Origin of the sequence: Saccharopolyspora antiqui (genome assembly GCF_052246905.1) — a bacterium.
In the GTDB taxonomy this organism is placed as follows: Bacteria; Actinomycetota; Actinomycetes; order Mycobacteriales; family Pseudonocardiaceae; genus Saccharopolyspora.
On the sequence record NZ_JBQQBO010000041.1, the window covers coordinates 38,199 to 50,682 of the forward strand.

10 protein-coding genes and 1 pseudogene are annotated in these 12,484 nt (G+C 69.1%); 9 read left to right on the top strand and 2 right to left on the bottom strand.

The window, feature by feature from the left end:
• Window positions 1-78 precede the first annotated feature (78 nt).
• The 3 genes from ACTWQN_RS36595 to ACTWQN_RS36605 are packed head-to-tail and all read left to right on the top strand — an operon-like array spanning window position 79 to window position 3,385.
• Window positions 79-1,131, top strand: a complete 1,053-nt coding sequence (locus tag ACTWQN_RS36595) for a thiamine pyrophosphate-dependent dehydrogenase E1 component subunit alpha (protein ID WP_443208260.1) — start codon at window positions 79-81, stop codon at window positions 1,129-1,131.
• Entirely contained in the window at window positions 1,131-2,174 is a 1,044-nt protein-coding gene (locus tag ACTWQN_RS36600; protein ID WP_443208267.1) for an alpha-ketoacid dehydrogenase subunit beta, read from the top strand. Before ACTWQN_RS36595 ends, ACTWQN_RS36600 begins: the two co-directional genes overlap by 1 nt.
• A 5-nt stretch (window positions 2,175-2,179) precedes the next feature.
• Window positions 2,180-3,385, top strand: coding sequence for a dihydrolipoamide acetyltransferase family protein (locus ACTWQN_RS36605; protein ID WP_443208268.1), 1,206 nt, complete (start codon window positions 2,180-2,182; stop codon window positions 3,383-3,385).
• An 18-nt stretch (window positions 3,386-3,403) separates the two neighbouring features.
• Here ACTWQN_RS36605 and ACTWQN_RS36610 read toward each other — a convergent pair whose 3' ends face one another.
• Window positions 3,404-4,060, bottom strand: coding sequence for a hypothetical protein (locus ACTWQN_RS36610; RefSeq protein WP_443208261.1), 657 nt, complete (start codon window positions 4,058-4,060; stop codon window positions 3,404-3,406).
• A 301-nt stretch (window positions 4,061-4,361) separates the two neighbouring features.
• On the opposite strand from ACTWQN_RS36610, the gene ACTWQN_RS36615 reads away from it, so the two are divergent.
• From ACTWQN_RS36615 to ACTWQN_RS36635, 5 genes and pseudogenes are all read left to right on the top strand, one after another.
• On the top strand, window positions 4,362-5,318 hold the full coding sequence (locus ACTWQN_RS36615; protein WP_443208269.1) for an ATP-binding cassette domain-containing protein: 957 nt from the start codon (window positions 4,362-4,364) through the stop codon (window positions 5,316-5,318).
• Window positions 5,319-5,344: 26 nt separating this feature from the next.
• Window positions 5,345-6,094 carry an ABC transporter permease gene (locus ACTWQN_RS36620; RefSeq protein WP_443208262.1) on the top strand — a complete coding sequence of 250 codons (750 nt, stop codon included), beginning with the start codon at window positions 5,345-5,347 and terminating at the stop codon, window positions 6,092-6,094.
• 242 nt (window positions 6,095-6,336) lie between these two features.
• Complete coding sequence (locus tag ACTWQN_RS36625; RefSeq protein ID WP_443208263.1) at window positions 6,337-6,996, top strand: GntR family transcriptional regulator; 660 nt, start codon at window positions 6,337-6,339, stop codon at window positions 6,994-6,996.
• 151 nt (window positions 6,997-7,147) lie between these two features.
• Window positions 7,148-8,647: an NCS1 family nucleobase:cation symporter-1 gene (locus ACTWQN_RS36630; RefSeq protein ID WP_443208264.1), complete on the top strand. Its 1,500-nt coding sequence runs from the start codon at window positions 7,148-7,150 to the stop codon at window positions 8,645-8,647.
• A gap of 84 nt (window positions 8,648-8,731) precedes the next feature.
• Window positions 8,732-9,442: pseudogene (locus ACTWQN_RS36635) on the top strand (aspartate/glutamate racemase family protein); the annotation flags it as partial.
• Here ACTWQN_RS36635 and ACTWQN_RS36640 read toward each other — a convergent pair.
• On the bottom strand, window positions 9,441-10,610 hold the full coding sequence (locus ACTWQN_RS36640) for an LLM class flavin-dependent oxidoreductase (RefSeq protein WP_443208265.1): 1,170 nt from the start codon (window positions 10,608-10,610) through the stop codon (window positions 9,441-9,443). The pseudogene ACTWQN_RS36635 and the gene ACTWQN_RS36640 sit on opposite strands and share 2 nt — an antisense overlap.
• Before the next feature lie 245 nt (window positions 10,611-10,855).
• On the opposite strand from ACTWQN_RS36640, the gene ACTWQN_RS36645 reads away from it, so the two are divergent.
• Window positions 10,856-12,334 (top strand): AMP-binding protein, encoded by a 1,479-nt coding sequence (locus tag ACTWQN_RS36645; RefSeq protein ID WP_443208266.1) that lies wholly within the window; start codon window positions 10,856-10,858, stop codon window positions 12,332-12,334.
• Window positions 12,335-12,484 lie beyond the last annotated feature (150 nt).

A 12,484-nucleotide genomic window follows, 5' to 3' on the forward strand; every position in this document is an offset into this window, starting at 1 on the left:
ATTCCTCGCCGATGACTTGTAGCAGATGACCGCGGTGGCCGACCATCTCAAGCCAGTCGTCCTGTGGAGGTGTCGGCCGTGCAATGGCTTCCGTCGAGCAGCCCGGTGCGGCTGCTGGAGCAGCCCGATGCGAACTACCCGATGCCGGAACCGCAGCGGCTGCTGGCCGCGTACCGGGCGATGGTGCTCGGCCGCCAGTTCGACGCGCAGGCCACCACGCTCACCAAGCAGGGCAGGCTGGCCGTCTACCCGTCGTCACGCGGCCAGGAGGCCTGCCAGGTCGGCGCGGCGCTGAGCATCGGCGCCGCGGACTGGCTGTTCCCGACCTACCGCGACTCGGTGGCGCTGGTGGCCCGCGGTATCGACCCGGTCGAGGTGCTGACGCTGCTGCGCGGGGACTGGCACTGCGGATACGACGTGCCGACCACGCGCACCGCGCCGCAGTGCACGCCGCTGGCCACCCAGACCCTGCACGCGGTCGGCGTGGCCCACGGCGAATCCCGCAAGGGCAGCGACGCGGTCGCCATGGCGCTGCTCGGCGACGGCGCGACCAGCGAGGGCGATTTCCACGAGGCGCTCAACTTCGCCGCCGTCTTCCGCGCCCCGGTCGTGTTCTTCGTGCAGAACAACGGTTACGCCATCAGCGTCCCGCTCGCCAAGCAGTCCGTCGCGCCTTCCTTGGCGCACAAGGGAATCGGTTACGGCGTGCGCAGCGAGCAGGTTGACGGCAACGACGCCGCCGCGGTGCTGTCGGTGCTGGACACCGCGGTGGCCCACGCCCGAGCTGGCAACGGGCCGTTCCTCGTCGAGGCGCACACCTATCGGATGGAACCGCACACCAACGCCGACGACGCCGGTCGGTACCGGCCCGCCGAAGAGATCGAGCAGTGGCGGCGGCGGGATCCGATCGGCCTCCTGGAGCGCCAGCTGCGCGCCAGCGGCGACCTCGACGACACCGAGGCGGACCGGATCGCCGCTGAGGCCGAGGATTTCGCCGCGCGGCTGCGCACCCGCATGCAGGTCGAGCCGTCGGTTGATCCCGAGGAGATCTTCCGGCACGTCTACGCCGAGCCGACCCCGCAGCTGATCGAGCAGCTCGCGCAGCTGCGGGCCGAACAGGAGGCGCTGTGATAGCACCGACCAGCATGGCGCAGGCGCTCAACGCGGCGTTGCGCGACGCGATCGCCGAAGACGAGCGGGTGGTGGTCTTCGGCGAGGACGTCGGGCGGCTCGGCGGCGTCTTCCGGATCACCGACGGCCTGCAGGCCGCGTTCGGCGAGGACCGCTGCTTCGACACGCCGCTGGCCGAGGCGGGCATCGTCGGGTTCGCGATCGGGATGGCCATGACCGGGTTCCGGCCGGTGGTGGAGATGCAGTTCGACGCGTTCGCCTTCCCGGCGTTCGAGCAGGTCGTCTCGCACGTGGCGAAGATGCGCAACCGGACTCGGGGCGCGGTGTCGCTGCCGATCGTCATCCGGGTTCCGTTCGCGGGCGGCATCGGCGGCGTAGAGCACCACTGCGACTCCAGCGAGGCCTACTACGCGCACACCCCGGGGCTGAAGGTCGTCGCCCCGGCGACCGCCGCCGACGCCTATTCGATGCTGCGCGAGGCGATCAGCGATCCGGATCCGGTGGTGTTCTTGGAGACCAAGAAGCTCTATTGGTCCAAAGAGGACATCGAACTGCCAGCGGTCGCGGCGCCGATGGGCCGGGCCGTGGTGCGCCGACCGGGCCGCGACGCCACGCTGATCGCCTACGGACCCGGTGTGCCGCTGGCGATGGAGACCGCCACCGCCGCCGCGGATGAGGGCTGGGACGTGCAGGTCGTCGACGTGCGCAGCCTGGTGCCCTTCGACGACGAGACGGTCACCGAGGCGGTGCGGGGCACCGGACGCTGCGTGGTGCTCCAGGAAGCACCGGGATTCGCCGGTGTGGCGGCGGAAATCGCCGCTCGGGTGCAGGAGCGCTGCTTCCACTCGTTGGCCGCGCCGGTGCTGCGCGTCACCGGGTTCGACGTGCCCTACCCACCGCCGAAGCTGGAACACGTGCACCTGCCGGGCGTTGACCGGGTGCTCGATGCGCTGGCCCGGCTGCAGTGGGACGACGAACCGGACCCGACCTGGCTCACCGAGGTGGTCGGAGTGCCCGGCGAGCAGCGGGCGGGCGCGGTATGACCGAGCTGGCCGAATTCAGGCTGCCCGATCTCGGCGAAGGCCTGACCGAGGCGGAGATCATCCGCTGGCACGTCGAGGTCGGCGACCGCGTCGAGGCGGACCAGGTGGTCGTCGAGGTGGAGACCGCGAAGGCGGTGGTGGAGGTGCCCTGCCCGCACTCCGGTGTGGTCCGGGTGCTGCACGGTGCGGCCGGTGACGTGGTGGCGGTGGGCGCACCGCTGACCACGATCGCCCGCGCCGACTCGGCGCACGACGAGCACCGCATCGTCGAACGCGCCGGTTCGGGGCAGGTGCTCGTCGGCTACGGCACCGGCAGCACGACCCGGCGCCGACGAGCCCGGCCGGTGCAGCGCACCAGCGGAGTCCCCGCACCGCGGGTGCTCTCGCCGATCGTGCGACGGCTGGCTCGGCAGCACGGCGTCGATCTGTCCAGTGTGGACGGAAGTGGGCCGGGTGGGGTGATCCTGCGCCGTGACGTGGACGCGGCGCGGGACGGGTGGCTCCGCCCGTCGCGGCCCGAGTTGGGCGATGAGATCCGCACGCCGCTGCGCGGTCTTCGCGGCGCTGTCGCCGACAAGCTGACCCGCAGCCGTCGGGAGATTCCCGACGCCAGCACCTGGGTGGATGTCGACGCGACCCGGCTGCTGGAGGCCCGCGCGGTGCTCAAGCAGCGCGGCGACATCAGCCTGCTGTCGTTGATCGCGCGCTTCTGCGTCGCGGGCCTGCGAAGCTTCCCGCAGCTCAACGCCTCGGTGGACACCGAACGCAACGAGATCGTCCAGTTCGGCGGCGTAAACCTGGGCCTCGCCGCGCAGACCCCGCGCGGTCTGATGGTTCCGGTGGTCCGCGACGCCCACCGGATGAGCGTGGTGCAGCTGGCCGAGGCGATCGCGCACCGCACCGCGCTGGCCCGCGCGGGCGAGCTCGAACCGGCGCACCTCACCGGCGGGACGTTCACGGTCAACAACTACGGGGTGTTCGGCGTGGACGGCTCGACGCCGATCATCAACCACCCGGAGGCGGCGATCCTCGGCGTCGGCCGGATCATCGACAAACCCTGGGTGGTGGACGGCCAGCTGGCCCTGCGCAAGGTCACCCAGCTGTCGCTGACCTTCGACCACCGGGTCTGCGACGGCGCGACCGCAGGGGGCTTCCTGCGCTACGTCGCGGACCGCGTGGAGAATCCCTTGATCGCGCTCGCCGACCTCTGACCCGTGGCGAAATCGCCGCTACCGCTCCTCCGCGGTGGCGTGGTCGTAGTAGGCGAGGACGCCTCGGGCGCCGTGCAGGGCGAAATCGGCTTCCGGGTTCGCGGGTTTTCCGGCCATCTCGATGATCTGCCGCATCGTCACGTTGACCAGGTCGTCGAGCGCCCGCCAGCGGCCCGCCGGATCCGCTCGGTCCTGCGCGTCCGGGGCGAAGTCCGCCTCACAGCGCCGCAGACCCGCGCGCAGCTGCCCGATCAACTTCATGAACGTGCCGTGTCCGCGACCGGGCACCAGATCGTCGGCCCGGGACGCCAGCAATTCGGCCAGGTAGCCGATGTCCTCGACGTGGTCGCCGAGCCACTTGCGGCGGCGGTAGACGCTGCCGAGCTCCGGCCAGCGCTTGCGCGCCGCCTGCCGAGACCGCCCGGTGACCGAGCTCAGATCCGCCAGGCTCGCACCGAGCCACACCGTTTCCTCGGCAACCGCCGCGCTCTGCCGACCCGCCGCGTCGGACACCATTTCCTCCGCGTCCAGCGCGGCGCGAAACCTGCCGAGCGCGGTCAGTCGGCGTTCCCGCTCGTCTCCGACATCGCTGCCCTTCGCGCCCGGGTCGAGCACTTCCACCGGCACCGCGCCCGCCAACTGCCGCACCAACCGCGCGGCCTCATCCGCCGACATATCCCGAACCTCCCTGTGAACCCGAGGTTCACAGTAGCACTGTAAACCTCGGGTTCACAGCCAAATTGGCCCGAAGAATTCCTCGAACCGAGTCTGAACTGCGCTTTCGGCCACACGGCAACAACGCGCCGGATTCGCCGGAAAGGACATTTCCGCAGGTCAACAGAAACATGAATGTGTTGTTCACGTTTGACTACCGGACCTTTCCGGCGCCAGGATCAGTCATCTCGACCAACCCCCTTGAACTGGGGTTTCTTTGTCATGCCCGCTTTTCGCGGCAACCGAGCACAAGGAGCCGATGATGATCCACGCCCGCGGTCTGACCCGCCGGTTCACGGTCAAACGCCAGCCGGTCGAAGCCGTGCGCGGCCTGGACCTCGATGTCGAACCGGGCCAACTGGTGGCCTTCCTCGGGCCGAACGGCGCGGGCAAGTCGACCACCCTGCGGATGTTGACCACCCTGCTACCACCCACCTCCGGAACGGCCACCGTCGCCGGACACGACATCAGCACCAACCCCGCCGGGGTGCGGGCCCGCATCGGCTACGTCGGCCAACGCAACAGCGCTGGCGACAACTTCCGAGTCCGCGACGAACTGATCACCCAGGGCCGCAGCTACGGAATGACCCGCCACCAGTCGCGGCGCCGCGCGGACGAGGTCCTCGACATGCTCGACCTGACCCCGCTGGCCGCCCGCAAACCCAACACGCTCTCCGGCGGACAGCGCCGCCGACTCGACATCGCGATCGGACTGGTGAACAGCCCCGCGCTGCTGTTCCTGGACGAGCCGTCCACCGGGCTCGACCCGCACAGCCGGGCCAACATCTGGGAACACATCCTCCGGCTGCGCGAACAGCACCGCACCACGCTGCTGTTCACCACGCACTACCTCGACGAAGCCGACAGCATGGCCGAGCGGGTGGTGGTCATCGACCACGGCCGGATCATCGCCGACGGCACGGCCGCCCAGCTGAAAGCGGACCTCGCCGGGGACCGGATCACCATCACCGTCGCGGAGCCGGACGTGGCATCGGCGACAGCCACGGCCGCGCGGATCGCCACCGCCGACGCCGTCACCGTCGAGGGCCGATCCGTCCGGATCCGAGTACCGCGCGCGGACACCGCGCTGCCGGAGTACCTGCGCGTGTTCGAAGAGGCCGGAATCAAGGCGACCGCGGCCGAAACCGCCCGGCCCACGTTGGACGACGTCTTCCTGGCGCTCACCGGCCGAAGCCTCCGCGAAGGCGAAGAATCCTGAAAACCACCGAGGAAAAGGACCTGTCGATGCACTTCTTCCGCGACACCGCAACGGTTTTCACCCGCGAGATCACCCCAACGCTGCGCGAGCCGGTGGCGATCCTGTTCAGCATGGCGCAGCCGGTGCTGTTCCTGTTCTTCTTCGGCCCGCTGCTGACCGGCACCACCGGGTTCGACGCCTCGCCGTGGCAGTGGTTCGTGCCGGGCATCCTGGTGATGATGTGCCTGTTCGGCCCGCTGATGGCCGGTTACAACCTGCTGGTCGAGCTCGGCGGCGGCTCGATGGAACGCATGCTGGTCACGCCGCTGAACCGCTCGGCGATGCTCGTCGGCCGCACCCTCAAGGAGTTCGCACTGCTGCTGGTGCAGGCGGTGCTGCTGATCTGCCTGGCCCTGCCGCTGGGCTTCCGGCTGCATCCCACCGGGGTGCTGGTCGGGCTCGTGCTGCTGCTGGTCTTCGGGGTCGGGCTCGGCGCCCTGTCCTTCGTGCTGGCGATGATCGCGCATCCCGGCGGCGAGCTGTTCTACGCGGTCACCCAGCTCGTGCTGTTCCCGCTGCTGCTGTTGTCCGGGGTGCTGCTGCCGATGGACTTCGGTCCGGCGTGGTTGCAGGTCGCCGCCCGGTTCAACCCGGTCTCGCACATCGCCGACGCCGAGCGGGCGTTGTTCTCCGGCCAGCTCGCCGACCCGTCGGTGCTGGCCGGGACCATCGCGGCGGCCGCTCTCGCAGCGATCGGCCTGTGGTTGGGGACGCGCGCGATGAAACGCGGCATCTAACCGACCTCGCCTAGAGACTGTTTCAGGAGTGGTTTGCGTAGCGGTGCGGGTAGCGGAACCTCAGACGCCCCCTCGGTCCGGGATCCCCGACATCATGAATGCCAATTCACCACGTCGAGGCTGTCCTCCCGAGGAGACGCCTGAGAACCCGCGGCGGTGCAAGCTGAGTCCCACACCGTAAGCGGCTACGCCGCTTACAAGACAGACCCTAGGCTTGGGGCAGCCAACCACGAGGAGACGACGTGTCGGTCACCGGAGAGCACGCCGCGGATGCCCGCATTCCCCTGCGCGACCAGGTTCGCCAGGAGTTGCAGGCCCGCATCTCCGATGGCCGACTGCGTCCCGGTGATCGGATCTTCGAACAGGATCTGGCCGCCGAACTCGGCATCTCCCGGGTTCCGGTGCGCGAGGCGATCCGGATGCTGCAGAGCGAGGGATTCGTCGACGTGCTGCCGCGCCGCCGGGGCGTGTTCGTCCGCGGGCTCGACCGCGAGCAGGCCAAGGAGCTCTTCGAGGTGCGCGAAGCGCTGGAGGTCTACGCGGCTCGACTGGCCGCGCAGCGGGCCGAGTCCGCGGCGGTGGCGCAGCTGGCCGACCTGGCCAGCCAGGCGCGCGCCGCGCACGAGGGCGGTGATGTCGACGCGATGTCCAACGCCAACGAGGCCTTCCACAACAAGCTCGTCGAACTCGCGGGCAACGAGCTGCTGGCGTCGATGCTCGAACCGCTGCACGGTCGGCTGGCCTGGCTGTTCCGGATGAACCTCGAACCCGAGCGGGTCTGCGGCGAGCACGAGGAACTGCAGGCCGCGATCGCCGAAGGGGATGCCGACCGGGCCGCCGAAGTCGCGCAGCGGCACGTACTCTCCAGTCGCCGGATGGTGCTGGAGCGGATGCTGTTCTGACTCGCGGAAATCCGCGCGTCACATTCCTGGCCACTGGTTAACGCAGCCGGTACGGGACCGACTTCGACATGACCTTGACCGGCCGTTCATCCGGACCTACTTTATGTATACATACTCTTATACTTCCACATAGTGGAATTCGGGTGATAACATGGCCGCCGAATCCGTCGACGTAGATCCGCAGGTGAGCACCGCGCACAGACCGGTCAGCGACCGGCTCTACAACGCCGACCTGGCCCCACCGCAGCACCGGCGCTGGAAGACCTACAGCATCTTCGCGCTGTGGATGAACGACGTGCACAACATCGGCAACTACACCTTCGCGGCGGGCTTGTTCGCCATCGGCCTAGGTGCGTTGCCGTCGTTCTTCGCACTGCTGCTGGGGATTCTGGTGGTCTTCTGGGGCATGAACCTGATGGGCTACATGGGGCAGCGCACCGGGGTGCCCTTCCCGGTGATGTCGCGCATCAGCTTCGGCGTGCACGGCGCACAGATCCCGGCGCTCATCCGAGCCGTCATCGCCATTGCCTGGTACGGCATCCAGACCTACCTGGCGTCGCTGGCCGTCGTGGTGCTGGCCCTGCGCGTCGACCCCGCGCTGCTGCCGCTGACCCAGGACTCCATCCTCGGACTGTCCACATTGGGCTGGATCTGCTTCCTGGCGCTGTGGGCCGTGCAGCTGGTCATCCTCAGCTTCGGCATGGAGGTGGTGCGCAAGTTCCAGGACTGGGCCGGACCGATCGTCTGGCTGGTCATGCTCGGCCTGGCGATCTGGTTGCTGGTGCTGGCCGGTGACCGGATCTCCTGGACACCGCCCAACGCGCTGTCCGGCCCGGCGATGTGGTGGGAGATGCTCGGCGCCGCCGGTCTGACCATCTCCACCTACGGCACGCTGATGCTCAACTTCTGCGACTTCTCCCGGTTCTCCCCCGACCGGAAGTCGATCGTGCGCGGCAACTTCTGGGGCCTGCCGATCAACTTCACCGCGTTCGCGATGGTCTCGATCATCGTCACCGCCGGTTCGCTGGCGCTCTTCGGTGACGTGATCACCGACCCGGCGGAGATCATCGCCAAGGTGCCCAACACGTTCGTGCTGGTCATCGGCGCGCTGCTGTTCGCATTCGCCACCATCGGCGTGAACATCGTGGCCAACTTCGTCTCCCCCGCCTACGACCTCGCCAACCTCGCGCCGAAGTACATCAGCTTCCGGCGCGGCGGGATCATCAGCGCGGTGGCGGCGGTCGCGGTGCTGCCGTGGAACCTCTACAACAGCCCGGCCGCGGTGAACTACTTCCTCGGCGGCCTGGGTGCGCTGCTCGGCCCGCTGTTCGGCGTGATCATCGTCGACTACTGGCTGATCCGCCGGGCCCGGATCAACGTGCCGGACCTCTACACCGCCGACCCGGCGGGCGAGTACGCCTACCGCCGCGGCGTCAACCCGCGCGCCCTGGTCGCCTTCCTGCCCGCCGCCGCGATCAGCACGGTGCTCGCACTGGTGCCGGTGTTCTCGGCGGTCTCGGCGTTCTCCTGGTTCATCGGAGCGTTCATCGCCGGGGCGATCTACTTCGTCGCCGCCGACCGCAAGCGCCAGTTCACCGACGTCTCCGGTGCACACCTCAGCCAAACCACCATCGCCTCCGGTATCCACTGAATGACAGGTGAAGGGCACCTTTGACCGACTAAGCCGGTCGAAGGTGCCCTTCACCTCCGGAAATTCCACGCGGTAGGGGGAGATATGCGGATTGTTGTTGCGAACGTCAACACCACCGAGGGGGTTACCGAGGTCATTCGGCAGCAGGCTGTGAAAGTTGCTGGGGCGGCTACCGAAATCGTTGCGGTGACGCCGGATTTCGGGGCGGACTCCGTGGAGGGCAACTTCGAGAGTTACCTGGCGGCGGTTGCGGTGATGGACCGGGTCGCCCGGATTCGGGAGCCGTTCGACGCGTTGGTGCTCGCCGGGTTCGGCGAGCACGGCAAGGAAGGCCTCGCCGAACTGCTCGACGTGCCGGTGGTGGACATCACCGAGGCGGCCGCGCACACGGCCTGCCTGCTCGGTCGCCGCTACGCGGTGGTGACCTCGCTGCGCCGCACGCTCGGCCAGATCCACGACCGGCTGCAGCTGATCGGGCTGGCGGACCGGTGCGCGGCGCTGCGCGCCGCCGAAGTGCCGGTGCTGGAGCTGGAAGCCGACCCGCAGCGCAGCGCGGAACGCATCGTCGAGCAGGCCAGGTTGGCGGTGCAATCCGACGGCGCCGACGTGATCCTGCTGGGCTGCGCCGGAATGGCGGGCCTGGCCGAGCACGTCGAAGCCGCGGTGGACGTCCCGGTCGTCGACGGCGTAGCCGCCGCGGTCGCCCTGGCCGAGGCCCTGGTCCGCCAGAACCTCACCACCTCCAAACGCGCCTACCCAACCCCCCGCCCCAAAACCCTCCGTGGCTGGCCCCTCACCCATGATCCGATCGGAGCTCGGACTCGTACTTGCGGGTCATGTGGGCGACCGCGTCGTGCTGGGCCTGGGCGTGGCCTTCGCGGGTGGTGCTGGCGCGCTCCTTGGCGTCCAGTGTGGACTGTTGTTGGCCTTGGAAGGCGGGCAGCACGTGCTGGGCGATCAGCTCGTAGGAGCGCTTGGTCGCCGCCGGGTTGGCCCAGTCGTGCGCCATCAGCAGCATCGCGCCGAACCCGCCGGATTGGTCGACCAGCCGCTGCACCTGATCCGCCGCGTCTTCGGGCGTGCCGATCACACCGACTCCGGCGTCGCGGATGAAGGCGATCATCTCCTTGAGGTCGCCGCCTTCCACCCGCATCTGCGGGAACGCCGCGACCTTCTGGAAGTACTGGAACCAATCCGCGATCCCGTACTCGACGTCCCGATACGCCTGCTCACGCGTCTCGGCGACGTGCATCGGGCCGACCAGCCGCCACGCGCCGCGGTCCACCTCGGTCCCGAATGCCTCGGCGCGCTCGGTCACGATGCCCCAGTGGTAGCCCAGGGCGTCGAAGCCTTCGGCGGTCAGCGTCGCACCGATCGACAGCAGGCCGATGCCGTGCCGCCCGGCCAGCCTCGGCCCGGTCGGAGACGCCACCGCCGCGACGGCCACCTCGAACAACGGGTCCGAGTACGGGCGCAGTTGCAGCCTCGCGTCGACGAGGTTGTGCGTGCGGGTCTGCGCCGTGACCGACTCGCCGCGCAGCAGGCGCAACACGATGTCGAGGTTGTCTTCCAGCAGTTCGCGGGTGTCGGTCGGGTTGAGCCCGATCATGGCGGAATCCGTGGGCAGCGAGCCGGGGCCGACACCGAGCATCACGCGGCCGCGCGTGAGGTGGTCCAGCAGCACCATCCGGTCGGCCACCCACAAGGGGTTGTGGTAGGCCAGCGAGATGACGCCGGTGCCGAGCCGGATGTGCCGGGTGCGTTCGGCAGCGGTGGCGATGAAGACCTCCGGCGAGGCGATGAGCTCGCTGCCCGCGGAGTGGTGTTCGCCGATCCACGCCTCGTCGTAGCCGAGCGCGTCGAGGTGTTGGACGAGGTCGAGATCCCGGTGCAGCGCCAGGGTCGGGTTCTGCCCCGCGGTGTGGAAGGGAGCGAGGAAAACACCGAAACGCAGTTTGCTCACGCCTGCCTCCTGGGAGTCGGCGGGCGCGTCCCGGTGCGCCGTTGCACCCGCTTGGTGTCTCCCAAGTGCACTAAAGTCGTCGCTGCTCCGCAATCGGCCGACCGGACAAGCTGGAATAGGCAGCGCCTATTGGATCGTTAGGTGCGATGTCTTTGTCGTACCAACCGGTCGGTGATTGATTCGTTGACGTTCGGTCCACCTCCTGTCCGCTGTGGACGAAATGCCCCGTCCGAAGGAGCTGCAGAGTGCTCGCAGACGATCAGCCCGCTGCGCCATCCGGCACCCCGTTTCCCGTCCGGTTGGCCGAACTGGCCGCCGCCGACCCCGACCGCCCAGCGCTGACCTGCGAGGACACCACGCTCACCCGAGCCGAACTGGAGTCCGCCTCGAACCGGCTGGCCCGCGAGCTGCGCGACCGCGGGGTGCGGCGGGGCGACTTCGTCAGCATCGTGCTGCCCAACGGTGTGCCGTTCGTGCTCGCGCAGGTCGCGACCTGGAAGGCGGGGGCCATCCCGCAGCCGTTGAGCCACAAGCTCCCGAGCGGTGAACTGTCCGAGATCATCGCGCTGGCCGATCCGGCGCTGGTGATCGGCGACGTCGAACCGGCGGTCTCCGGTGCGCGGCCGGTGCTGCCCGCGCAGTTCCGCAGCGAGCAGGACGACAGCCCCCTGCCGGTCGAGATCTCGCCCGCGTGGAAGGCACCGGCCTCCGGCGGCAGCACCGGCCGCCCCAAGGTGATCGTCGCCGGGCGGCCGACGCTGGTGGAGTCGGTCGACCACCAGGCCAACGGTTTCGGCATCGAACGCGACGGCGTTGTGCTGGTGCCGTCGCCGGTCTCGCACAACGGTCCGCACATGGCCGTCGCATTGGGATTGCTGCGCGGCAACCACGTGGTCCTGATGCGCCGCTTCGACGCCGCCAAGGCTCTGCGGCTGATCGCCGAACACCGGGTGACCTGGTTCTACACCGTGTCGACGATCCTGAGCCGGATCGCCAAGCTGCCCGCCGACGTGCTCGCCACCGCGGATCTGTCCAGCCTGCGCACGGTCTTCCACACGGCGGCACCGGTGCCGGTGTGGCTCAAGAAGCATTGGATCGACTGGGTCGGCCCGATCCTCCGCGAGATGTACTCGGGCACCGAGTCGCAGGCGGCCACGCTGATCACCAGCGAGGAGTGGTTGCAGCATCCGGGATCGGTGGGGCGGGTGCTGCGCGGCGAGATGCAGATCCGCGATGCCGAAGGCCGGGTGCTGCCGCCGGGGCGGGAAGGCAAGGTGTGGCTGCGCTGGGGTGCGGAGACCGCGCCGACCTACCGGTTGCTGGGCGCGCAGCCCAAGTCCGACGCGGCCGGTTGGGAATCCCTCGGCGACATGGGCTGGTTCGACGAGGACGGCTACCTCTACCTCGGCGACCGGGAGACGGACATGATCCTGGTCGGGGGATCGAATGTGTATCCGGCGGAGATCGAGGCGGCGTTGGGCCTGCACGAGGCCGTGGTGGACAGCTGCGTGATCGGGCTGCCCGACGACGACCTGGGCAACGCGCCGCACGCGATCGTCTTCCCCCGCCGCCCGGTGACCGAAGAGGTGTTGTTGGAGCACCTGCGCTCGCGGGTGGCGCCCTACCGATTACCGCGCACCTTCGAGTTCGTCGCCGCGCCGCTGCGCGACGAAGCGGGCAAGATCCGCCGATCCCAACTCCGCGCCGAACGCCTCAAGCCTTAGAGAGGGTGCGGGGTTGGTTTGCGTGGCGGTGCGGGTGGCGGAACCTGAGAGCCTGTCTTCGAACTCGTCCTGCTTCGCGGTGCGGGTGGCAGACCTGGCGATTTCGCGCGCAATCGCCACCCGCCCCGCGTGGGAGACGGCGTGTTAGCG